Here is a 23,232-nt window from a genome sequence, read left to right as displayed (position 1 = left end):
TCTCACGGCCGGCTGGAAACGGTCTTCCGACTCGCGGCGTAGGCCAGCGCATCATCGCGCCAGAAATGGACCGGTTTGAAGCGGTGCTGGATGAACAGCGTAGCCTGATCGACGAAGTGCGGGCTGCCGGGACGGGTGGTCGCCGCGCCGAAGGGCTGGATCGATCGTGACGAAACCGGCTCGCCGTTCAGCCACTCGACCCACATCACGAAGCTGTCGCCATGCCGGACCGCAAGTCGGCCGTCGTCCTCGACGTCCCACGTGGTCGAGGCGCGCAGCGTATCCGATCCTCCGTCGAGCGGCAGGTCCACGTCGCCCTGCCGCAGCCGCAGCACTTCGCCCATCGGCGGGGTCAGCCGCCCGAAATGCTCCTGCAGATGGTCGCGCGCCTTGGTCAGTTCCTCGACCGCGTCCGGCCACGGCGTCTTCTGGTAACTGGACGACATGAATTCGCGGATCATCAGCAGCGCGATCGCGTCCGAGCGTCCGATATTGTCGGCCGAGAAATCCCATTCGAGCATCAGCCTGCGCGCCTCGGCCAGATCGGGATGCTCGGCCACGTCGATCGCCGCGATGTCGTCCATCATGCGGCGCACGTAGCCCGCGTTCTCGTACCCGGTGTCGAACTTGATCGATTCGAGCGTCTCGCGATCGAGCCGCTCGGCCTCGCTCATCAGCTTCCAAGCGCGCCTGCCGCGGTTGGTCATCTTGAGCTCGACGCCCATCTCGGGTGCGAAATCGGCGGGGTTCAGATCGCTGCCGAGGCCGGCGGCGACGAAGGGCGTGTTGTTGGCGTTCATCACCCAGCCGCTGGCGGGATTGATGTATTGCGGCAGGCGTTCGTAGGGGACCTTGCTGCGCCATAGCGTCGCGCTGGTGTCGCCCGGCAGGACGGTGCGCCAGTCGTAGCCTTCGGGTCGGTCGGGGATCGCCGCATTGTAAATGTAAGCGATATTCCCCGCCGCATCGCCATAGATGAAATTGGTCGAGGGCACTTGGCCGCGCGCCATGATCGCGCGCCATTCGGCGAAGTCCTTCGCCTTGTTCAGCCGGTAATAGGCGTCCAGCTGGTCGATGCTCCCGATCGAGGCGAAGCGGACCGCGAAGGCGCCGTCGTCGTTCTTGATGACCGGCCCGTGGACGCTGCGCCAGACGTCGCGCCACACGGGGATCGTGAAGGGCCCTACGCGCGCCGCCAGGCGGACGCTCTCGTGCTCGAGATCGCGCCATTCGCCGTCGAAGCGATAGCGCGTACCGCTCTCGTCCAGCTCCAGCCGGTAGATATCGACCATGTCGGGCGTGTTGACCGTGTTGGTCCAGCCGAGGTTTTCGTTGTGGCCGAGGAAGGGGAACGGGCTGCCCGGGAAGTTCGCGCCCGCAAAGTGCCAGCCTTCACCGCTTTCGACGACCATCTCGTACCACGCGACCGGCCCGCGCCAGGGCTGGTGCGCATTGGAGACGAGGATCGTCGGTCCGCCGGACTTTTGCGGGGCGACCGCGAAGGCATTGGACCCGGCCTGGCGAAAATCGTCGCCGTAACGGCCCGTGGGGCGCAGCGGCGCGCGGGCCTGGTCCGAAGCGTCATCGCCCAGGGTGGGCACGTCGCTGATCGGGAAGGTGGCGGTTTCTCCGGGCGCGGGGATGCGCGGGCCGTATTCCGCGGGCAGCGGCTCGCCTGCGGCCAGCGGGCCGAGGAAGCGGTCGAGCCCGAAGAAGAACGGTTGGCGCAGCGCGAAGCCAGCGGCAACGTCGATCCCGTCGACCGGGAACAGGTTGCCCAGCTTTACCTCGCCCGGATGATCGCGGGCATAGTCGTTCAGGCCGACGGCATAGGCGTCGATCAGCGCGCGCGTATCTTCGGGCAGGGTGGGCCACTCGCGCTCCGCCGTGCCGCGCGCGTCGAGAAGGTGATACACGTAATCGACCGCCGCGCCGTCCTGCCCCTCGATCGCGCCGTAGCGTCCGCGACTCATCGCGATCACATCCTGGAGGGTGGAAAAGTCATCCTCGCTATGGGCGATGGCGACCCCGTAGGCGACGTCCGGATCGGTCTTGCCGTAAATATGCGGAACGCCGAATTCATCGCGGACGATTTGCGCGGTGTACGTTCGGTTTCCTGCAGGTGCGACGCCATCGCGGGCGAAGAACGGCTCCCATGTCATCAGCGCAATGGCGGCAATCAGCAGCAGCAGGGCCACGATCGTTCCGGTCCATTTCGCGATGCGGATCATATCGGTTCCTTGGCAGCTTCGTCGTAGGCCCGCGCGGTCGGCAGGGCAGTGGTTACCAGCAGAACGAAGTAGTTGAAAAGCTGGTAGATCAGGAAGATCACGAGGATCATCGCCCGCAGCGCTGCCGGGTCGACGCCGCTGGCCGGCGCGAATTCGAGGATAAAGGCGACGAACAGCAGGTCGCGATTGGGCAGCAGCGGCAGCTGCGAGATGAGCAGTTGCACGGTGATCAGCGTGAACCACAGCATCAGCGTGCCCTCGGGAATGCCGATATTCCACTGGATCATCTGGAGCGAATAGCTGACGATCAGACGGGTCGCGTGGATCGCGATGAGGGCGAGGATCAGCTTGGAGCCGATGCCGAAAAGGCGTTTGCGGAACAGATGGCCCACCACCAGCGCAAGCGTGAAGAGCGCGGCGAACAGCAGGAAGCTGCGTTCACCCGATTCGGCCATCGCACTCGCATCGAGCAGCTTGGGGTGGATCACGATCAGCACGCCTGCCGCGCCGATCGCGAAGGCGGCGGTGGTGAACCCGGACAGCAGCACGTTGTCCTTGATGGAGGAAAGGGCGGCTCGGCGGCGCATGCCGAGCCGCTCCTTGGCCCAAAACACGAGATACGCCTCGCCCGAATAGCCGAGCACCGAGTTGTTGAGCGCGCGCTTGCGCAGGAAGACCGGCCAGTCGCGCCAGAGCGAGTGCCCGAAAATGCGTGAGAAGATAAGCACTTCGCAGATCGGCAGGACCGAATAGGAGACGATCTGGACCAGGTAGAAGGCGGGGTTCTGCGGCAGGTTGGCGAGCAGTTCGCCCCAGCCGAAATGGGTCAGCCGCCAGAGGATGAATGCAACGATCCCGACGCTGAACGCGCGCCGCACCCAAGGCCAGGCGCGGGCTGCAAGATCGTCTTCGCCCTCCGGCCTCTCCAACATGCGGGCAGGCTATGGACGGTTTTACAAGACTGTCAATAATAGTGGCAGATGGCTAAGGCGCCGCTCTCGTTATGAAGATCGCCCTCGTCGCCACGCATCGTCCCGACTACGCCGCGGCCCTCGCGCAGGGGGCGGCGCATGGTCACCGCGCGCGTCCTGCGCGCATGGGACGGAGCGCGCGATATCGGGTCTCCGCCACGCTCTGCCGCGTGGCCATCCAGTCGCGAGCTAACGCGTGAAGATTGCCACCTGGCTCGAACACTACAAGGGTGGAGGGGTGGAACGGGTCGCCGTGCGCCTTGCGCGCGACTGGGCCGAACTGGGCCACCACGTCGCGATCCTCGCCTCCCCGGTGGAGGAGCATTTGCGCGCCAGCCTGCCGCCGGACGTGGAGTGGGTGCCGCATTTCGGTGGCCGCAAGACCGCGCCCGCTGCCATCGGGGAGGTCGCGCCCGATGTCTTCTTTTGCCCGGGCAACCACTACACCTCTACCGCTGCGCGGATCCGGCTGCATCTGAAGGATCGCAGTCCGCCGATCGTGTGGAAGATATCGAACGATCTCGCCCGCCGCGATTTCGCCTGGCCAATGCGCTTCGCCAACGGGCTGTGGGTGCGCCAGCACCATCGCTTCACCGATCGCGTGGTGGCGATGTCGCGCGCAATGGCGGACGATGCGGTGATGCGCACCGGAATCTCCCGGGAATTCATCGACATTATCGAGAACCCGCACATGGCGGTAGGGGGCGGGCAGGTGGCCGAGCCGCCGCCGGGAAGATACGTTCTGGGCATCGGCCGGCTCGAGCCGCAGAAGGACTGGGCCCTCGCCATCCGCGCCTTCGCACAGGCCGATACGGGCGGGCGCTCGCTCTACATCTATGGCGAAGGGAGCGAGCGTGCACGGCTGACCGCCCTGATCGACCGTCTGGGCATGAACGACCGCATCCACCTTCCCGGCTTTGTCGAAGGCCTGGAGCGCGTGATCGGCAATGCCGACCTGCTGTTGCTCACCTCGCGTTATGAAGGGCGGCCGAATGTGGTGATCGAAGCGCTGTCGGCGGGTAGCCCGGTGGTCGCGACCGAAAGCAGCGTTGCGATGCGCGAACTTCTGGCCGACCCGGCCTCGGGACGCCTGCTGCCTGACCGCGAGCCAAGGGCAGTCGCCCGCGCGATCGAACAGGTGCTGCTTGCCCCCCGTCCCGACCCCCGGCGGGACACCGGCACCCCCCTGACCAGCGCGCGCGCCTATCTCGACACATTTTCAAAGGCTATCGCGCAGCTCGACGAACGGCGGTAAAAATCCGCCCGGCTCGCTTGTCTTATGCCGTCCCAAACCTACCTTTTGTGGGTAGTTTGACAGGAGGGCCGCATGAATCTCGAACAGTTCACCGATCGCGCAAAGGGCTTCCTCCAATCCGCCCAGACGACTGCGATCCGCCTCAACCACCAGCGGATTACGCCGCTCCACATCCTCAAGGTTCTGCTCGACGATAGCGAAGGCATGGCCGCAGGGCTGCTGAAGCGTGCGGGCGCCGATCCGGTAAGGGCCGAACAGCGCGTCGACGAAGAACTGGCGCGCATTCCGGCGGTGACCGGCGGCGGGGCGCAGCAGAGCCCGGGGCTCGACAATGATGCCGTGCGCGTGCTCGACCAGGCGCAGCAGGTTGCGGAGAAATCGGGCGACAGTTTCGTCACCGTGGAACGGCTGCTGGTGGCGCTCGCGCTGGCGTCCAACAGCAAGTCCGGCTCCGTTCTCGCCGATGCAGGCGTCGACGTGAAGGTGCTCGAGCGTGCGATTGCGGACCTGCGCGGCGGGCGAACTGCGGACAGCGCCAATGCAGAGCAAGCCTATGACGCAATGCAGAAATACGCCCGCGACCTGACGCAGGCGGCGCGGGACGGCAAGCTCGACCCCGTGATCGGGCGCGACGAGGAAATCCGTCGCACGATCCAGATCCTCGCGCGGCGGACCAAGAACAACCCCGCGCTCATCGGAGAACCCGGCACCGGCAAGACGGCGATTGCCGAAGGTCTCGCGCTGCGCATCGCCAATGGCGACGTGCCCGACAGCCTGAAGAACCGCACGCTCATGGCGCTCGACATGGGCGCGCTGATCGCGGGCGCGAAATATCGCGGCGAGTTCGAGGAACGGCTGAAAGCCGTGCTCGACGAAGTGAAGGGTTCGGACGGGCAGATCATCCTGTTCATCGACGAGATGCACACCCTGATCGGGGCAGGGGCCTCGGAAGGCAGCATGGATGCGTCGAACCTGCTCAAGCCTGCGCTCTCGCGCGGCGAGTTGCACTGCATCGGCGCCACCACGCTCGACGAATACCAGAAATATGTCGAGAAGGACCCGGCGCTGCAGCGGCGTTTCCAGCCGGTCTATATCGAGGAACCCAGCGTCGAGGACACGATCTCGATCCTGCGCGGGATCAAGGACAAGTACGAGCTGCATCACGGCGTGCGGATCACCGACGGGGCGATCGTCTCCGCCGCGCAACTTTCCAACCGCTATATCCAGAACCGCTTCCTGCCCGACAAGGCGATCGACCTGATGGACGAGGCGGCCAGCCGTATCCGGATGGAGGTGGAGAGCAAGCCCGAGGAAATCGAAGGCCTCGACCGGCGGATCATCCAGCTCAAGATCGAGGAGCAGGCGCTCGCCAAGGAGAGCGACGAGGCCAGCGCGCAGCGGCTCGAGAACCTGCGCGAAGACCTCGCCAATCTCGAGCAGCGCTCCGCCGAGCTGACCACGCGCTGGCAGGGCGAGCGGGACAAGATCCACGCCGAATCGCGCCTGAAGGAAGAGCTGGACGCAGCGCGGCTCGAGCTGGAGCAGGCGCAGCGCGCGGGTGACCTCGCCAAGGCGGGTGAGCTGCAATACGGGCGCATTCCCGAGCTCGAGAAGAAGCTGGAAGACGCCGCCGGCCACACCGCGAACGCGCTGCTGCGCGAGGAAGTCACGGAAGAGGATATCGCCGGCGTCGTCGCGCGGTGGACCGGTATTCCAGTCGACCGGATGCTCGAAGGCGAGCGCGAGAAGCTCCTCAAGATGGAAGAAGTGCTGGGCAAGCGCGTCATCGGGCAGGAGGCTGCGGTCGAGGCCGTGTCCAAGGCCGTACGCCGTGCGCGCGCGGGGTTGAAGGACCCGGGCCGCCCGCTGGGCAGCTTCTTGTTTCTCGGCCCCACAGGCGTCGGCAAGACCGAGCTGACCAAGGCGCTCGCCCAGTTCCTGTTCGACGACGACAACGCGATGGTCCGCATCGACATGAGCGAATTCATGGAGAAGCACGCGGTCGCCCGCCTGATCGGCGCGCCTCCGGGCTATGTCGGTTATGAGGAAGGCGGCGTGCTGACCGAAAGCGTGCGGCGCAGACCCTATCAGGTCGTGCTGTTCGACGAGGTCGAGAAGGCGCATAGCGACGTGTTCAACGTGCTCCTGCAGGTCCTCGACGACGGGCGCCTGACCGACGGGCAGGGCAGGGTGGTCGACTTTTCCAACACCCTCATCATCCTGACGTCGAACCTGGGCAGCCAGTACCTGTCCAACATGACCGACGACCAGCAGGTCAGCGATGTCGAGCCGCAGGTGATGGATGTGGTGCGCGGGCATTTCCGCCCCGAATTCCTCAACCGGCTGGACGAGATCATCCTGTTCCACCGCCTGAGCCAGGCGGACATGGAGCCGATCGTCGAGCTGCAGGTGGCCAGGGTCCAGAAGCTGCTGGCCGATCGCAAGATCGAGCTTGCCCTGACCGATGCGGCCAAGCGCTGGTTGGGGCGGGTCGGCTACGATCCGGTCTACGGCGCGCGGCCGCTCAAGCGGGCGGTGCAGCGCTATGTCCAGGATCCGCTCGCCGAACGGCTGCTGCAAGGCGAAGTGCCCGATGGCAGCACCGTGAATATCGACGAAGGCGATGGCGAGCTTTCGATTACGGTGGGGTGAGACGCGACCGATCACGCGGAGCCGGATCCGCTTCATGCTCTGTGTGAGGCGGGCCGGAGTCGTGCGTGGCATATCGGCAACGCATGTTCCAATTCGATCCCCTTCCCGACCCCGACCACCCCCGCCGGAGGGTATCTGCCATGCGCCGGGCGTCCCCTTGAGGCCGATGTTGCGATGCGGAATTCTCGCCCTCCGCCTTGTGTAAGGCGCATGACAAAATCATTGCAAATCCGCGACATTCAGCGGTTGTGGCGCCTGCTGGAAATGTCGCTTAACGAGCTGCTGCAGTGCGGCATGTCGCCAATCCCCCGTCGCGACGCAACGATCGTGTGTGATTCTCGCAACAATCATAGCCAAAGTTGTTTTGCTCTTTGACAAGGGTGCGGGTTTCCTGCAAAAAAAGTGTCACTAGGAATTTGGGGGTTCCAATACAGACGACGTTTGGTCGGGTGCCGCTTGGGGGCGGCATTCTCCTGTTCGTCATTGGGGGCTCCAGCTTAGCGCAAGACTGGAGAAGACATGCGAAAGATTAATCGGACTAGGCTGATCGGACTTGGGGGTTCGGTCTCGGCTTTGGCGCTCGTCATCGGCGCGCCTGCCTTTGCGCAGACGGCCGACGAACTGCCGGAAGACGAGCAGCCCGACGGTGCCTCGACGAACGATCCCGGCGATATCGACATCACCGAAGGTGCCGACGGCAATAGCAGCGAAGACGGTCTGATCGTCGTCACCGGTTCGCGCGTGAAGCGCGACACCTTCAACAGCATCTCGCCGCTGCAGATTCTCTCCTCGGAAACTTCGCGTGACGTCGGTAACTTCGACGCCGCGCAGATCCTCCAGCGTTCGGAAGCGGCTTCCGGTCAGCAGATCGACTCTACATTCCAGGGCTTCGTGCTCAACAATGGCCCGGGTTCGCAGACGCTGAACCTGCGCGGTCTGGGTGCCGACCGCACCCTGCTGCTCATCAACGGCCGCCGTCTTGCGCCGGCCGGTGTGGAGGGCGCGCCGACCAACCCCTCCATCAACCTTCTGCCAGCATCGCTGATCGCTCGCTACGACCTGCTGCTCGACGGTGCGTCGTCGGTCTACGGTTCGGACGCGGTCGCTGGCGTGGCCAACGTTGTTCTGCGGAACGATATCGACGGCTTCGAGCTGTTCTTCTCGGGCAACAAGAACGAGCAGAGCAATGGTGGCGATGACTACACCATCAGTGGCGCTTGGGGTAAGGTCTTCGACCGTGGCATGATCGGTATCGGCGCGGAATATTCCTATCGCGACGAGATCAGGCTGGCCGATCGCTCGTACCTCGCGGGATGTGAAACACCCTACGAGATCGATCAGAACGGCAATATTCGTACGGTTGGTGTATACGAGCAAGCGATTCTGCTGGAAGAAACCGGCGGTGAGCTTACGATTCCGCAAAATCAGTGTGTAATCTCCGGTTATTCGGGCCGGATTTTCCAGAACTACAACTATGGCGGGTCGGCCTACTACAAAGGCGGCGGTAACGGGAATTATCCCGGTTATCCCGATTTCCCGTTCGCCGACAGCGCTAATGCGCTTGGTGAATACCTCGATCGCAATGGCGACGGGGTCCGTGACGTCGATTTTGCCGATTACAATACCAACGGCCAGAACCCGGGGGCGTCGTTCATCCCTGAGCAGAAGCTCTACAACGTGATGGCTTACGGTGAGTATGAGCTCGGCGGTTCGATGAACATAACGCCGTTCTTCGAAGCGCTGTATAGCCGTGCGGAAATTCAGTCTGACAACACTGGGACGATAAGCGTCTTCCCTTCTGTGCCAGACCTCAATCCGTTCAACGTCTGTAACATCGACACGAACCCGAACGGTGTCGACTGCCGTCTGATCGACAACGCGCAGGCCGACGGTTTCCCCGTCTATGCACCTCGAGGCACGGCTTTCGGGCGTGGCACCTACGGCATCAGCCTGCCGGTCGATGCAAGTGCCCAAATCCGCGGCGACCGCAACAACACCGACGTGACGCAAGAACAGTATCGCGCAGTGCTCGGTGTGCGTGGCGACCTTCCCTTCGTGGGCGACACCTGGACCTTCGAAGCATCGGGCGTGTATTCGCGTTCCGAAGGCCTTTCGATCCGTCGGGGTATCCGTGAAGATCGCCTGGCCTATGCCCTGGGTATCGATCCGACCGGCGACTTCAATGGCGATGGCCTGATCGACAATAATGGCGACGGCATCGCGGACGATTACAACAATGATGTCGACGTTTTCGGTCAGCCGCTGGTCAATATCGGCGATACGCGCCCCGGTGCTCCCAATGCCAATTTCGTGGGCAATGATCCGCTCTGGATCGGCCCGTGCGGGACGCTGTCAAACCCCGACCTCGCGGCTCCGGACCTGGTACAGGGCTGTGTGCCCGTCAACATGTTCGCAGACAGCATCTTCCAGCTGCCCTTCGGAGATTTCGCCACGCAGGCAGAGCGCGACTATCTGTTCGGCGAGCGTGTCGTCGATACGACCTACGAACAGGTTCTCGTGTCAGCTTACGCGACCGGCGATCTCTTCGAGATGCCTGCCGGCCCGGTCAGCCTGGTGGTGGGTGCCGAATTCCGGAACGACAAGATTGCAACCACGCCGAACGCCGTCGCCAGCAATGGCCTGTTCTTCGGCTACTTCCGCGATCTCGGCACGAATGGCAGCAAGCATATCCTCGAAGGCTTCGCCGAACTCGATATCCCGCTGTTCGACGACGATTACTGGGGCGATTTCGACCTGAACCTTTCGGGGCGTGTGAGCGACGAGGAGTTCTACGGTCGGGCAGGGACCTACTCGATCAAGGCGGGCTGGCGTCCGGTGGACCAAGTCCTCCTGAAGGCAAGCTATGGTACGTCGTTCCGTGCGCCCAACCTGCGCGAGAACTTCCTGGGCGGGATCACCGGCTTCGTGTCCGTGACCGATCCCTGTGCGGTGCCCGCTGCAGCCTTCCAGGCGTTGCCCGGTAATGGCCGCGATGCAGGCTACCAGGCCGATCTGGATGACCGTGAAGAGTCGGTCCTCGAAATCTGCCGCCGTGAAGGGCGCGATCCCACCGCGGTCGGGATCAACCCCGCTGGCTCGAATACGGTCACTGGGAACAGCATCGAGGTGGCAAACCAGGGTAGCCTGGAACTCCGCCCGGAAACCTCGCGCTCGTTCACCGCGGGTATCTCGGTTACCGATAATTTCGGGGCGTTCGATTACTCGCTGAACTTCAACTACTACTCGATCATCGTCGAAGACTCGATCGGCGAGATCACCGCAGGTTTCGCAGTCGATCAGTGTTACAACGACGACGACGATATCCGCAGCGTCTACTGTGACCAGCTCAGGTACTCGCCGGGCGGTCGTCAGCTGATCAGCCAGGCCTTCCCGACCTTCCTGAACCAGGACAAGGAAACCGTGAAGGGCATCGATATCAACGCCAACTTCGGCTATGATATCCCGGTGGGCAACGATGTGGTCGAACTCGGCCTCAACCTGCAGGCGAACAACCTGATCGAGCGCAGCACGCTGTTCCTGATCGATCCGGACAACCCCGATTTCGATGATGCGACGGGTGAGTTCGGTTACCCGAGCTGGACGGGTCGTGCGATCGCTACGGTTGGATACAGCGACTTCACACTGACTTGGCAGACCCGCTGGATCGGCCGGACCGAGCAGGATCAGCCGGGTATCGACGCGCTGAGCGATGCCTTCGGGTACGGCCCCGACGGCGAAGAGACCGGCTTCATCGGTGACACCTGCCTCGGTGGCGGTTCGCGTGATGCGGACGGCAACCCCGATGGTGTCGTCGAAGGTGACGGCATCTACTGCCGCGACGTCGGCTTTGCGGACGACTACTTCGTCCACACCGTGTCGCTGCGTTATGACCTCAACGACTCCATCACGCTGCGTGCCGGTATCACGAACGTGTTCGACACCGCACCGCCGCAGGTGGATGGCGACGAGATCTTCCAGGTCTCGAACGTCCCGATCGGCAACGGCTACGACCTGGATGGCCGCGAATACTTCGGGTCGGTCAGCGTCCGCTTCTGATAAGCTGACTGTCCTTTCCGGACAGGGCGACGGCCCCGCAACTTCGGTTGCGGGGCCGTTTCGGTTGGGGCCGTGGCACGCATCGAAAGTTCTCCGAAAGACCGCCTTACGCAACAGGTTGCGCGGCGATCGCGACGGGGGAGCGCGGCAGTTTAGTCATGCGGGCGTCATGCGGGGTTGTGGCAGGACCTCCCGCTCGAGCGGCTGCGCGACGGGACCTGCTGGCGCTGTTTCCTTGAAAAAGTCGCCCGCGGATCGCAGGGGTTCGTGTGCAAATACCGGCGGTCCCACGCTATCCCACCGGGCGCGCGGTCGAGAATATGCCGAAATTCGTTACTGCCAACCGCTCCCGCACACGCGAGGTCGGGGTGGCCTACTCGATCCGCACGCCCTTGACGCCCAACTGGCCGTTGACGCGGATGAAAAACGATCCGAGCGCTGCAGTCTTGAATTCGACCTTCTGCCCGGCCTTGGGCGGTGCGAAGCGCAGCGGCGGGCTGCTGATGCGCCAGACCGAACCTTCTTGCGTGGTGATCACGTAGCCCTTGCGGCCATAGGGATCGACCCGGGCAATCGTGGTCTCCAGCGTATCGAGCTCTTCCTCGTCGCCGCCGCCGAAAATGTTCTTGGGCAGCGCGAATCCGAACAGTCTGCGGCGCGTCTCGCGCACTTCTTCGCGGTCGACCAGCCGCACTTCGCCTTCCTGGGTGGCGGCCACGATGACGCCGACCTCGCGGTCGTAACATGTCAGTCGCTCCGCAGCGTCTGCAATGGCGCGGCACTCGGCCAACTGTTCGAGGTAATCAGGCTTTTCGTCCTCGGCAGCAGCCGGTGCGCCGAAGGTGGCGGCTATGATGATTGCGATGGCGGCTGTGGCCGAATGGCGGTGGAAGTGCATTGGTGTTCTCGACTGCCTTACGATGCGGTCTCAGCTATCTACAGGGTCGGGAACCGGAAGGCGATCTGTCACCGAAAAGTCACAGAGTACAGGGGAAGGGCGCGTGTCCACGCTCCGACGCTTGATGCCGACGATTCTGCTGGCGTAAACGACAGCCGTCGAATGTACCCCGAAGTGTATTCTCGGGGCGCCGCATCGTGGTGCTCCATCCTTAGGAAAGGAATATAATGACCAACCGCTTCAACAAGGCAGCCTTGCTGACCGGCACGATTATGGCCGGCGCAATGGTGGTGACTCCCGCCGCCGCGCAGACGCCCGACGAGCCGTCGATCGAGGCCGCTCAGGACGCCGACGACAGCGACCTGATCGTCGTCACCGGTTCGCGCATCGCGCGCCGTGACCTCGAATCGGCTGCGCCGATCGCCGTCGTCAACGAAGAAGAGTTCGAACTGTCCGGCACGGTCAACGTCGAGAACGTTGTGAACACGCTGCCGCAGGTCGTTCCCGGCTTCAGCTCCAACTCGAACAACCCCGGCAACGGCACCGCTTCGGTGAACCTGCGCGGCCTCGGCGAAACCCGCACCATGGTGCTCGTCAACGGCCGCCGCTGGATGTTCTACGATACCAACCAGACGGTCGACCTCAACACGATCCCGCAGTTCCTGCTCGACTCGGTCGACGTGGTGACCGGCGGTGCATCCGCCGTCTACGGTTCGGACGCGCTTTCGGGCGTCGTCAACTTCCGTCTCAAGGATGTAGAGGGCGTCGAAGTCGGTGGCCAGTACGGGATCACCGAGCGCGGCGATGGCCGTCGCTTCGAAGTGCACGGTGCGATCGGCACGTCCTTCGCCGACGGTCGCGGCAACGCGACGGTCTACGCCGGCTACTACAACCGCGATTCGGTCTTCCAGGGCGACCGCGACTTCTCGCGCTTCGCCCTGGGCGGCGAAACCACCGGAGATCCGCTGCAGCAGTTCGGTTCGTCGACCGTTCCGTTCGGCCGCATCAATACCGCGGGCTCGGTCGGTATCTCGCCGACCGCCGCCGATGCCAACGACAACGGCCAGTGCGATCCGGGTGAAGGCTGCGCCGTCCTCGGCCAGGGCCTCGTGATCGACGACGCCGTGTTCGACGTCGCGGGTGTCGGTCGTCGCCGCGCCGGCGATCTCTACAACTACGCGCCGGTCAACTACCTGCAGCTGCCGCAGGAACGTTACCTTCTCGGCGGTTATGCCGATTACGAGATCGGCGACGGCCACCGCGCCTATGCCGAAGTGTCCTACGTCAACAACCGCGTCGAAGCCGCTCTGGCAGCGACCCCGGTGACGGGCACGTTCAACATCGATCTGGACACCATCCAGCCCTTCGTGGACGCCGCTACTTTCCAGGCGTTCCAGGAACTCGACCAGCGTGAAGCGGCTGCCAGCGCCGCGCGCGTTGCCAACGGCCTCGACCCGCTTGCTTCTGCCGAACTCGGTACCGTCAGCACCTTCGTGCAGCGTCGTATCACCGAAACCGGCCTGCGCGAGAACGTGGACGAGCGTAACGCTTTCCGCATTCTCGGCGGCATGACCGGCCCGATCGGCGACTACCTGACGTACGATGCGTACTACATGTACTCGCGGACGCGGAATTCGCAGCTCCAGAACGGAAACATCTCGGGCTCGGCCTTCCAGGCAGGCCTCGACGGCACGGGCACCGCGATCAACATCTTCGGCCCGAACACGCTGACGCCCGAAATGGTCGATGCGATCACCATCCGTGCGCAGAACAGCGACGTTTCGGCCATGCAGGTCGCGTCCGCCGCCATCTCGGGCACGTTCGGCGATTTCGCTATCACCGAGGCATCTGATCCGGTCGCGTTCGCGTTCGGCGGCGAGTACCGCAAGGTGTCCTCGCAGTACATTCCGGACACCGCGCTGGCTTCGGGCGACGTCATCGGCTTCAACGCCGGTGAGCCGACCCAGGGCGAGTACGACGTACGCGAACTGTTCGCCGAGCTGGCCATTCCGGTCCGCTTCGGTTCGGCTCGCCTCGACCTGACCGGTGCGGCCCGCTACTCCGACTATTCGCTCGATGCGGTTGGCGGTGTGTGGACCTATGCCGGTGGCGTCGAATTCGCGCCGATCCCCGATGTGACCCTGCGTGGTCAGTACCAGCGTGCGATCCGCGCGCCCAACGTCGGCGAACTGTTCGGCGGTTCGGCAATCGGCTTCCCGGCGGCAACCGACCCCTGTGGGCTGGACAACGCTGCGACCGACGCGACGATCCGTGCGCTTTGTATCGCAACCGGTGTGCCTTCGGGTTCGGTCGGCGATGCGGACACGCTCCAGCTGAACACGCAGATTCCCGGCCTGTTCGGTGGCAACCCGAACCTTGAGGAAGAAACTTCGGACAGCTGGACCGTCGGTGCAGTTCTGCAGCCGCGGTTCATCCCGGGCCTGTCGATCACGGTCGACTACTTCAACATCGAAATCGAGAACGCGATCTCGACCTTCGGTGGCGGCCTGAACAATGCCCTGCGTCTTTGCTACAACCAGATCCAGGACATCAACGATCCGCTGTGTCAGGCTTTTGCCGGCTTCCGCGATCCGACGACCGGTGCCATCACCGTCGACAACCCGCCGCTCTTCCTGCAGGACAATGCTGCGGACCTGAGCACCTCGGGTATCGACCTCGGTGTGAGCTACGGAACGGCGATCCCGTTCTCGCTCTTCACCGATACGGGTGAGCAGCGCTTCCAGGTCTCGTTCCTCGGAACCTGGACCGAGAAGGCCGACTTCACGCCGGTCGCCGAGTTCCCGGACGAGGTTACCGAGTGCGCCGGCAAGTTCGGCACGACCTGCAGCGCGACGCCGTTTGGTCAGCCGATCCCCGAGTACAAGTGGACGACCCGCGTCAACTTCATCGACGGGCCGGTCACGACCTCGATCCGGTGGCGTCACCTCGGCAGCGTCACGGACGACAATCCGGATACGGATTTCGCCGACTTCAACGGCGTGGAGAAGATCGACGCCTACGACCTGATCGACCTGACGTTCTCGTTCGCCGCGAACGAATCGCTTACCCTGACTGCCGGTGTCAGCAACCTGTTTGACACCCTGCCGGGCACGCCGACGTTTGCCGCCGATGGTACGGTGAGCAACTCGCCGAACAGCCTTCTGCTCGGCGACAACCAGGAACAGGCCAACACCTACCCGAGCGTTTACGACACGCTGGGCCGCGACTACTTCATCAGCGCGAAGCTGAAGTTCTAATCGCGTCAGGCACATGCCGAACAAAGGACGGCGGGCTCTTCGGAGCCCGCCGTTTTTTTGTGCCCGGATTGCGTGGTGCCGTTCGCTATCGGCCGCGCCCGGTCCTTGCCCATGGTCGCGCCAGCTGGCTGCCGCCTTCGGGCGCAGGACGGGGCCCGTGGCGCCTTTCGGAACATCGCTGGACTCCGGGTCCATGCTGTAACGCGCAGTCGAGAACGGGGCCGGCGGTGCAGGCCGGGAAGCGGCAAAGCTGCCAGCCTAAGGCCGGAACCGCATGATGCCTCTCAGGCGGCGAAAAAGCCGTGCTCAGCCCTGCCGCATGTGCAGCATTTCCGCGAAGAGTCGCCCGGCTGCGTCGTGCAGCTCCTCGTTATCGGTCAGTTCGAGGCCGACGTCATCGAAGGCGCCGAGGAAGCTGTCGCGCGCTCCTGTCGTGCGGCAGGCCTCTTCGAGCGAGGCGATCCGGGCAAGCTCGTTGCGCGCCTGAACCTCGATCCTTCCGAGAAGTTCGGCGACGCCCTGCGCAGTGTCGCCGGCCCTCGCGCCCATCAGCAGCGAGCGGCGAATGGCTTCGGGGATTTCCCAGCCGGCCGAATGGTCGCCGTAGCGCTGTCTGCCCTCAGCAACGCGTGCTGTGACCATCGCTGTGGCTTCCTCCCACGGAGGCGCCTCCTGAGCGATGGCCGCGCGGGTCGCGTCGATCAGGCCAATCTCGTCGAGCACCCACCTGATCTGCGCAACGCGGGCAAGATTATGCGAAAGGATGGCACCATCCTCGCGATGGATCACGAAGGCCATCGAGGCGTCGGCGTCTGCCACCCGTGCAATCTCGCTGGCGACCTTCGGAGTATCGCCATATTCGACGCCAAATTGGCTCACGATCGCGTCGAGGCTGTCGTCCGCGAAGGGCAGGTCCTCCATCGCGACCCCGGCATGAATTTCGATCCCGGGCGGCGGCGGCGGAAGGTCGGGCGAAAGGTCCACGCCCATGCGCACAAGGTCGGTGCGTTCCCGGCCCATCCAGTTGAGCACGCGTGCATCGCCGGTCGCCAAGTCGAGTACGCAGGCACGCTCGGGCAATGTTGCGGCGAACGTCTGCCAAGTGCTCTCGAGGCGGGAATAGACCGACTGCCAGCGTGCGGGAAGGCACCCGGTGGCACCGCCGGGCCCGTGCCTGGCCCAAAAATCGTTCCACGCCGCTGCTTTGTCGGTCATCCGGGCCCCCCCTTCGCGATGACATCGAAGGCGACCGTCATCCGGTCGCCACGTGCAAAACCAGTGGTGCCATGAAACAGCGTGCTTGGGAACAGTGCGAGGTGACCCTCTTCTGGGCGGATCGTGCGCAAGGGCGGCAAATCGAGTCGCAGGTCGGGTGGCGGACGCCCGAGTTCGAGGACGGCGTCGGATGCCGGATCGTCGACCTCTGGCAGAAGGACGTATAGGGCGGAGGAGAGCACGCCCTGCGGGTGGATGTGCGATGCATGGTGATCGCCGCCCCCGGTCAGCCTGACCGACCACGATCCGGCGAGCGCCCACGGCCTGCTGCGTGCGCGCAGGGTCGGATGCGCGGCGTCGACCGCGGGCAGGCCTGCCCGGTAGTCCTCCAGCGTCGCCGCGATGCCGGTTGCGAGATGGGCCAACTCGGGCTCTGTGCGGTGGAACAGGATGCCCCGCGTCTGCGTACCTCCGCGCAGCGACTGGCCGATGGGGAAGGCGGAGGTGGCATGCGTCCGTTCCAGCAGGGCGATTGCGGGCGGCAGGATTTGCTCCGCGTCGGCCAGCGGCAACAGCCGAACCAGCCCTTCCTGGCCGTCCAGCCATTCGCTGCGTGGATCCTGCGTCACGCGCCACAGCAGCCCGGTGAACGCCCAGGCGATGACATCGAACGGGGCAAAGCTCCGCGCCCGCTCCAGCGCCTTGTCAGCGAGGGCCCAGTCCTGCGTACGCAGGCCATGGCGCGCCTCGTGCAGCGCGCGATCCAGCGAATCCGTTTCGAGGCACGCAAATGCTGCCTGCGCGCGCGCATCCTCTCCCGCCGCGCTGGCGAAGGCGGCTTCGAACAGGACGAAACGCTCCGGCGTGGCGAAGCGTGCCTGTGCCGCGCGTGCGACCTCGGCCGCGTCGGCGAAGCGTTCGACCGCGGCGAGCGCGGCGACATGCGCGGTCGGAATGACAGGCTCGTTCGGAGCCTTGCTTGCCGCGACCCGGAAATGATCGTCGAAATCGGGATCGCCTGCCGCCAGCCTCAGCTGAGCGAGAAAGTCGAGGCCATCGCGCCAGGCAGGCGCCTGCTCGACGAGCTGCCGCGTGATCGTGAGCGCCGAGGCAGTGTCCCCCGCAATGTCGAGCGCCTGTGCCTTTGCCAGCCAGAGATGGGGGTCGGCCTGATCGCGCGAGAGGGCAAGATCGATCCGGGCGAGCGCATCGCCCTCGGTCCGCTCGAGCGCGACCCGCGCACGCCCCGCGAGTGCGCGTGGATTCGCGGGTTCGAGCGTGAGCGCCCGGTCGTACCACTCGCTGGCTTGCGGCAGATCGTCGGCAAGGCGGGCGGCATTGGCGCGGGTCGAACAGAAACGCGCATTGCCGCGTCCCGCCGCCACGTGCGGATCGAGGGCTGCCAGCGCCGCTTCGGGCGCGCCTTCCCTGGTGCGCGCAATTGCGGCGTTGATCGCGAAGGGCAGATGCGCGGGCGCAAGGCGGGATGCGGCGCTGAAGCGCTCCGCGGCGAGGGCATAATCGCCGCGCCGCATCGCGATATTGCCCGCGCTGTTATGCAGTTCGGGATCGCGCGGATGTTCCGCGAGGCCATGCGCAATGACCCGTTCGGCCTCTTCCGGCGATCCGCCACGCTCCGCCGCGCTGGCGCGTTCGTGCCAGTCGCGCGCGCTTGCCATCAGCGATCGCGGAACCAGCCGGTGATCGCCAGCCGTCCCGCCGGGGCGAAGGGTGGCACGTAGGTGACGAGGTGGGTCTGCGGCACGGCAAACATGTTGAGCGCATTGAACCGCGGGCGAAAGCCCTGCACGACGTCGCCGTCTTCATCCAGGAACAGCAGGTAGCCGCCCCAGTCGGGATGCCAGTCCTCCCGCGCGAAATTCATCACGTAGGCGACCTTCCAGCCTTCTTCCACATGGCTGTCAGAATGGCGGCCGAGATAGTGCTGGGGGGCGAACATGGTCGCCTGCGCGTCCGCCTTCGCCAGTGCGTCGAACCCGGTGACCGCGCGGACGAACTCCATCATCTCCGGCGCGTTGAGATATTCCAGAAGCAGCTCGTGCGGGCCGCCCGGGTTCCAGCCGTTCTGCACCGCCTCGACCAGCGAGAACTGGGCGTAGCGAAAGCCGTAGTCGCCGCGCGCGCTCGCCTGTGCGGCGGCATTGGCCATCCGGTTGACCGCTTCGGCGCCGCCGGGGGCCGCGATCTCGGCATTGGAAAAGCCGCGCGGGGGCGTGTCCGCCCCGTTGCCCGCGCGCACCGCCATGCCCCACGGGGTTCCCTTCATCAGGATCGACTGGATTTCTTCTGCCGCCTCACGCGTCAGCAGGTCGCGCACCTGTACGCGCCGGTGCTCGGCGAAGTTTTCGGCAAGTGCCTCGCGGTCGAGCGAGGGATTCAATTCGAAGAGCGTCCTTCCCATGAACCATCCTTACGCGCCGGTCGGTTCGCGAAGCAAGCCGGGAGCATTGGCGGATGCTTGACACGTCCTTGCCGCCCCGCCAATTCAGTTGCCAAAAGAAACTTTCAACGGAAAGAATACGGGAGAGAGACCAATGGCAGATGCATATATCGTTGATGCGGTGCGTACCGCAGGGGGCAAGCGTGGCGGGAAACTGGCCGATGTACACCCGGTGGACCTCGCCGCGCAGACGCTCGACGCGCTGATCGAGCGGACCGGGATCGATCCCAAGGCGGTCGACGACGTGATCATGGGCTGCGTCAGCCAGGCGGGTCAGCAGGCGATGCAGGTGGGCCGCAACGCGGTCCTCGCCACGAAGCATCTTCCCGAAAGAACGCCCGCCGTCACGATCGACCGGCAGTGCGGTTCTTCCCAGCAGGCGATCCAGTTCGCCGCGCAGGCGGTGATGAGCGGGACGCAGGATGTCGTGATCGCCAGCGGGGTCGAAAGCATGACCCGCGTGCCAATGGGTTCGTCGGCCATGTTCCACATGAAGGAAGGGCTGGGCAATTATAAGTCGCCCGGCCTCGAGGAGAAGTATCCCGGCGTCCAGTGGAGCCAGTTCATGGGCGCCGAGATGATGGCCAAGAAGCACGATATCTCGAAGGACGAGATGGACCGCTTCGCGCTCGCCAGCCACGAAAAAGCCGCCGCCGCCACCAAGGCGGGCGCGTTCGACAAGGAAATCGTGCCGATCCCGATCCAGACCGAGGATGGCGAGCAGATGCACACGCTAGACGAGGGGATCCGCTTCGATGCCAGCCTCGAAGGGATTGCTGGCGTCAAGCTGCTGAGCCCCGACGGCCGCATCTCCGCCGCGCTGGCCAGCCAGATCTGCGACGGGTCGAGCGCGGCGCTGATCGTGTCCGAAGCGATGCTGAAGAAACACGGGCTGACGCCGCTGGCGCGGATCGTCGACCTGACGGTGACCGCGGGCGATCCGGTCATCATGCTGGAAGAGCCGCTGTTCGCGACCGACAAGGCGCTGAAGCGCGCCGGGCTGAGCATCGACGATATCGACCTGTACGAGGTGAACGAAGCGTTCGCGCCGGTGCCGATGGCATGGATGAAGCATGTCGGCGCGGACCCTGCCAAGCTCAACGTGAACGGCGGGGCGATCGCGCTCGGCCATCCGCTGGGCGCATCGGGCACCAAGCTGATGGCAACGCTGGTCCACGCGCTGCACGCGCGCGGCAAGAAATACGGGCTGCAGACGATGTGCGAAGGCGGCGGTGTCGCCAACGTGACGATCATCGAGGCATTGTAGCAATTTTGGATATCCAAAACCCGGTTCGGGCTGAGCTTGTCGAAGCCCTGCTTTTCTTTAAGCACGGGACCGGAAGAGAAGTGCAGCCCTTCGACAAGCTCAGGGCGAACGGACAAGAGAGGTAGCTCTAGAATGGAAATTTCCGCAAACACCCCCGCCGTCGTGACCGGTGGCGCATCCGGCCTCGGCCTTGCCACCGCGCGCGCCATCGCCGCAAAGGGCGCGAAGGTCGCGATCTTCGACATGAAGGAAGACGAGGGAGAGAAGGTTGCCAAGGAACTCGGCGGCACCTTCTGCAAGGTCAACGTGACGAGCGAGGAAGAGGTCGCCGCCGCCTTCGCCAAGGCGCGCGACGCCCACGGGCAGGAGCGTATCCTCGTCAACTGCGCCGGGATCGGCAACGCGATCAAGACCGCCAGCCGCTCCAAGGAAGATGGCAGCATCAAGCACTTCCCGCTGGCTGCCTTCGACTTTGTCATCCAGGTGAACCTCGTCGGCACCTTCCGCTGCATCGCGCATGCGGCGGCCGGCATGCTGACGCTCGATCCGCTGAACGACGATGGCGAGCGCGGTGCGATCGTGAACACCGCCAGCGTCGCCGCCGAAGACGGCCAGATCGGCCAGGCTGCCTATTCGGCATCCAAGGGCGGCGTCGTCGGCATGACCCTGCCGATCGCGCGCGACCTGATGGGCGAGGGCATCCGGGTGAACACGATCCTGCCCGGCATCTTCCACACCCCGCTGCTGATGGGCCTGCCCGAAAAGGCGATCGAAGCGCTCAACGCATCGGTCCCGTTCCCCAAGCGCCTCGGCAACCCGGAAGAATACGCCAAGTTGGCGATGGTGATGCTGGAGAACACGTACTTCAACGGCGAGGACGTGCGCCTCGACGGCGCGATCCGCATGGCGCCGCGCTGACCGGCGCCGCCTTGTGGTAGAAATTGGGCTTCCGTTTCGTTGCGGGAGCCCTTTTTCTTGGTGCGCGTGTATCGGAATGAAGCCTTTCCTACGGCGCTGCGGCTCCTGTATCGCCACGCGATGACGCGCGCTCCAGAGCCTTGTTCGAACCATCAATCGGGCATTGCGTTTGGAGGGCCTGTTTTCTCCTCTAAGACACTGTGTCAGGTGTGTCAGGGAGGAGACGCCGCGGATGCCTGACTTCACCCAGATCAAGCTTGTGATCGACGGCCCCATTGCCACGATCACACTTCATCGCCCGGAAAAGATGAACGCCTTCACGAATGTGATGCGCGACGAGATCATCGCGGCGATCGACATCACCGATGCGGATGATGCGGTGCGTGCGGTGATCATGACCGGGGAGGGGGAGCGCGCGTTCTGCGCCGGGGCCGACCTGACCCCGCCGAAGAACCCCGATGGCACAGACAAGCACGTGTTCTCCGATCCCACCACGGTCGACGACCTGTCCGATCCGCTTGTGCGCGATGGTGGAGGGCGGCTCGTCCTGCGCCTGTTCAACTCGCAAAAGCCGCTGATCGGCGCGTGCAACGGTGTGGCCGTGGGGGTCGGTGCGACGATGCAGCTGCCCTTCGACATCCGGCTGTGTTCGGACAATGCGCGCTTCGGCTTCGTCTTCGCCAAGCGCGGGATCACGCCGGAGGCCTGCTCCAGCTGGTTCCTGCCGCGCCTCGTCGGCATGTCGAGAGCGCTCGAATGGTGCATGACGGGGCGGATCTTCGATGCGTCCGAAGCGCTCGACGCAGGGCTGGTCCGCTCGGTCCACCCGAAGGACGAGCTGATGGATGCCGCGCGCGAACTGGCGCGCGAAATTGCCGATAACGCCTCGCCCCTCTCGGTCGCGATGATGCGGGCGATGTTGTGGCGCCTCTCGGCCGAAGATCACCCGATGAAGGCGCATCGGATCGACAGCCGGTCGATCTATCGCCTCTCGCGCGGGGACGACGCGAAAGAAGGCATTGCCAGCTTCCTCGAGAAGCGGCCCCCCGAGTTCACCGGCAAGGTCAGCACCGACATGCCCGATTTCTATCCCTGGTGGCAGGAGCCCGAATACAAATGAGCGCGAACACATGAGCAATGCCTGGCATATCGGCGTCCTTGGCGGATCGGGCCTCTATGAAGGCATCGAACTGGACGATCAGCAGCAGATCGAGGTCTCCTCGCCCTTCGGCGAACCCTCGGGCCCGGTGACCACGGGCCGGGTGGGCGATGTGCGCCTGACCTTCATGGCGCGCCATGGAGCCGGGCATGCGAAATCGCCCGACAGCGTGAATTACCGCGCCAATATCGACGTGATGAAGCGCTGCGGGGTGACCGACCTCGTGGCGATCAGCGCGATCGGCTCTCTGCGGGAGGAAATGGCGCCGACGCACTTCGTGGCGGTCGACCAGTTCATCGATCGCACGAGCGGGCGGGCGGGCAGCTTCTTCGGTGAAGGGCTGGTCGCGCATGTCAGCCTGGCCGATCCGGTGTGCCCGCGGCTGGGCGCGCTGGTGGCAGGTGCTGCGGAGGCGAGCGGGTCGACCGTGCATCGCGGCGGTACCTATGTGGCGATGGAAGGTCCGCAATTTTCGACCCGCGCCGAAAGCCGCATGTATCGCGGCTGGGGCGGGGATGTGATCGGGATGACCGGGATGCCCGAAGCACGCCTCGCACGCGAGGCGGAGCTGCCTTACGCAATGTTGGGCATGGTGACCGATTACGACAGCTGGCGCGACGATGAAGCGGGGGTCGAGGCGTTCGATATCCTCGCCGTGCTCAAGGGCAATGCCGACCGTGCGCGGGCCATGCTCGACGAACTTGTGGCGACCCTGCCCGAGACTCGCGCGCCGAGCCCGGTCGATACCGCGCTGGAGCACGCTATCATCACCGCGCCCGAGATGCGCGACAAGGCGTTGATGGCCAAGCTCGACGCAATTGCCGGGCGGGTGCTGGGTTAGGGCACTTGGGATGAGACTTCCCGCCTCACCCGGGGAGGTGCGGCGGGAAGG

At 64.6% G+C, this 23,232-nt stretch carries 14 protein-coding genes; 8 read left to right on the top strand and 6 right to left on the bottom strand.

Translation table 11 applies throughout. The features are described from left to right. Nucleotides 1-2: 2 nt before the first annotated feature. Both ACYQ0L_RS04165 and ACYQ0L_RS04160 read right to left on the bottom strand, forming a co-directional pair. Entirely contained in the window at nucleotides 3-2,231 is a 2,229-nt protein-coding gene (locus tag ACYQ0L_RS04165) for an acylase (RefSeq protein WP_459787658.1), read from the bottom strand. Further along, nucleotides 2,228-3,163 (bottom strand): hypothetical protein, encoded by a 936-nt coding sequence (locus tag ACYQ0L_RS04160; RefSeq protein WP_459787657.1) that lies wholly within the window; start codon nucleotides 3,161-3,163, stop codon nucleotides 2,228-2,230. Before ACYQ0L_RS04160 ends, ACYQ0L_RS04165 begins: the two co-directional genes overlap by 4 nt. Nucleotides 3,164-3,398: 235 nt before the next feature. Here ACYQ0L_RS04160 and ACYQ0L_RS04155 point away from each other — a divergent pair, with 235 nt between their 5' ends. The 3 genes from ACYQ0L_RS04155 (at nucleotide 3,399) to ACYQ0L_RS04145 (ending at nucleotide 11,165) form a co-directional block, all read left to right on the top strand. Next, the gene (locus ACYQ0L_RS04155; RefSeq protein ID WP_459787656.1) at nucleotides 3,399-4,457 is read left to right on the top strand and encodes a glycosyltransferase; all 1,059 of its coding nucleotides are present in this window, start codon (nucleotides 3,399-3,401) and stop codon (nucleotides 4,455-4,457) included. Nucleotides 4,458-4,529: 72 nt separating this feature from the next. Continuing rightward, complete coding sequence (clpB, locus tag ACYQ0L_RS04150) at nucleotides 4,530-7,109, top strand: ATP-dependent chaperone ClpB (protein ID WP_459787655.1); 2,580 nt, start codon at nucleotides 4,530-4,532, stop codon at nucleotides 7,107-7,109. Between the two features lie 519 nt (nucleotides 7,110-7,628). After that, nucleotides 7,629-11,165 carry a TonB-dependent receptor domain-containing protein gene (locus ACYQ0L_RS04145; RefSeq protein ID WP_459787654.1) on the top strand — a complete coding sequence of 1,179 codons (3,537 nt, stop codon included), beginning with the start codon at nucleotides 7,629-7,631 and terminating at the stop codon, nucleotides 11,163-11,165. A 373-nt stretch (nucleotides 11,166-11,538) separates the two neighbouring features. Here the strand turns inward: ACYQ0L_RS04145 and ACYQ0L_RS04140 are convergent, their stop codons facing one another. Beyond that, the gene (locus ACYQ0L_RS04140; RefSeq protein ID WP_459787653.1) at nucleotides 11,539-12,063 is read right to left on the bottom strand and encodes a hypothetical protein; all 525 of its coding nucleotides are present in this window, start codon (nucleotides 12,061-12,063) and stop codon (nucleotides 11,539-11,541) included. A 227-nt stretch (nucleotides 12,064-12,290) separates the two neighbouring features. Between ACYQ0L_RS04140 and ACYQ0L_RS04135 the strand changes: the two genes are divergently transcribed. Further along, on the top strand, nucleotides 12,291-15,320 hold the full coding sequence (locus ACYQ0L_RS04135) for a TonB-dependent receptor domain-containing protein (RefSeq protein ID WP_459787652.1): 3,030 nt from the start codon (nucleotides 12,291-12,293) through the stop codon (nucleotides 15,318-15,320). A 306-nt stretch (nucleotides 15,321-15,626) separates the two neighbouring features. Here the strand turns inward: ACYQ0L_RS04135 and ACYQ0L_RS04130 are convergent, their stop codons facing one another. Genes ACYQ0L_RS04130 through ACYQ0L_RS04120 form a run of 3 tightly spaced genes read right to left on the bottom strand, consistent with a single transcriptional unit; the run spans nucleotide 15,627 to nucleotide 18,957 of the window. Next, entirely contained in the window at nucleotides 15,627-16,535 is a 909-nt protein-coding gene (locus ACYQ0L_RS04130; RefSeq protein WP_459787651.1) for a class I SAM-dependent methyltransferase, read from the bottom strand. Then, complete coding sequence (locus ACYQ0L_RS04125; protein ID WP_459787650.1) at nucleotides 16,532-18,214, bottom strand: 2OG-Fe(II) oxygenase family protein; 1,683 nt, start codon at nucleotides 18,212-18,214, stop codon at nucleotides 16,532-16,534. The genes ACYQ0L_RS04130 and ACYQ0L_RS04125 overlap by 4 nt, the downstream gene beginning before the upstream one ends. Beyond that, on the bottom strand, nucleotides 18,214-18,957 hold the full coding sequence (locus ACYQ0L_RS04120) for a 2OG-Fe(II) oxygenase (RefSeq protein WP_459787649.1): 744 nt from the start codon (nucleotides 18,955-18,957) through the stop codon (nucleotides 18,214-18,216). The genes ACYQ0L_RS04125 and ACYQ0L_RS04120 overlap by 1 nt, the downstream gene beginning before the upstream one ends. Before the next feature lie 133 nt (nucleotides 18,958-19,090). On the opposite strand from ACYQ0L_RS04120, the gene ACYQ0L_RS04115 reads away from it, so the two are divergent. From ACYQ0L_RS04115 to mtnP, 4 genes are all read left to right on the top strand, one after another. Beyond that, nucleotides 19,091-20,263, top strand: a complete 1,173-nt coding sequence (locus tag ACYQ0L_RS04115) for an acetyl-CoA C-acetyltransferase (protein WP_459787648.1) — start codon at nucleotides 19,091-19,093, stop codon at nucleotides 20,261-20,263. Between the two features lie 132 nt (nucleotides 20,264-20,395). Further along, complete coding sequence (locus ACYQ0L_RS04110) at nucleotides 20,396-21,181, top strand: SDR family NAD(P)-dependent oxidoreductase (RefSeq protein ID WP_459787647.1); 786 nt, start codon at nucleotides 20,396-20,398, stop codon at nucleotides 21,179-21,181. 232 nt (nucleotides 21,182-21,413) lie between these two features. Then, the gene (locus ACYQ0L_RS04105) at nucleotides 21,414-22,301 is read left to right on the top strand and encodes a crotonase/enoyl-CoA hydratase family protein (protein ID WP_459787646.1); all 888 of its coding nucleotides are present in this window, start codon (nucleotides 21,414-21,416) and stop codon (nucleotides 22,299-22,301) included. 10 nt (nucleotides 22,302-22,311) lie between these two features. Then, nucleotides 22,312-23,181 carry an S-methyl-5'-thioadenosine phosphorylase gene (gene mtnP, locus ACYQ0L_RS04100; protein ID WP_459787645.1) on the top strand — a complete coding sequence of 290 codons (870 nt, stop codon included), beginning with the start codon at nucleotides 22,312-22,314 and terminating at the stop codon, nucleotides 23,179-23,181. Nucleotides 23,182-23,232 lie beyond the last annotated feature (51 nt).

This window comes from Alteriqipengyuania triglochinis (assembly GCF_054655655.1).
Note: the sequence above shows the minus strand (reverse complement) of the source record. Positions and strands in the feature narration are given on the sequence as shown.

Coding starts and splice junctions, on each gene's coding strand:
- ACYQ0L_RS04140 (WP_459787653.1), bottom strand. CDS start 12,063: ATGCACTTCCACCGCCATTCGGCCACAGCCGCCATCGCAATCATCATA.
- ACYQ0L_RS04165 (WP_459787658.1), bottom strand. CDS start 2,231: ATGATCCGCATCGCGAAATGGACCGGAACGATCGTGGCCCTGCTGCTG.
- ACYQ0L_RS04145 (WP_459787654.1), top strand. CDS start 7,629: ATGCGAAAGATTAATCGGACTAGGCTGATCGGACTTGGGGGTTCGGTC.
- ACYQ0L_RS04120 (WP_459787649.1), bottom strand. CDS start 18,957: ATGGGAAGGACGCTCTTCGAATTGAATCCCTCGCTCGACCGCGAGGCA.
- ACYQ0L_RS04125 (WP_459787650.1), bottom strand. CDS start 18,214: ATGGCAAGCGCGCGCGACTGGCACGAACGCGCCAGCGCGGCGGAGCGT.
- ACYQ0L_RS04105 (WP_459787646.1), top strand. CDS start 21,414: ATGCCTGACTTCACCCAGATCAAGCTTGTGATCGACGGCCCCATTGCC.
- ACYQ0L_RS04115 (WP_459787648.1), top strand. CDS start 19,091: ATGGCAGATGCATATATCGTTGATGCGGTGCGTACCGCAGGGGGCAAG.
- ACYQ0L_RS04110 (WP_459787647.1), top strand. CDS start 20,396: ATGGAAATTTCCGCAAACACCCCCGCCGTCGTGACCGGTGGCGCATCC.
- clpB (WP_459787655.1), top strand. CDS start 4,530: ATGAATCTCGAACAGTTCACCGATCGCGCAAAGGGCTTCCTCCAATCC.
- ACYQ0L_RS04130 (WP_459787651.1), bottom strand. CDS start 16,535: ATGACCGACAAAGCAGCGGCGTGGAACGATTTTTGGGCCAGGCACGGG.
- ACYQ0L_RS04135 (WP_459787652.1), top strand. CDS start 12,291: ATGACCAACCGCTTCAACAAGGCAGCCTTGCTGACCGGCACGATTATG.
- ACYQ0L_RS04160 (WP_459787657.1), bottom strand. CDS start 3,163: ATGTTGGAGAGGCCGGAGGGCGAAGACGATCTTGCAGCCCGCGCCTGG.
- mtnP (WP_459787645.1), top strand. CDS start 22,312: ATGAGCAATGCCTGGCATATCGGCGTCCTTGGCGGATCGGGCCTCTAT.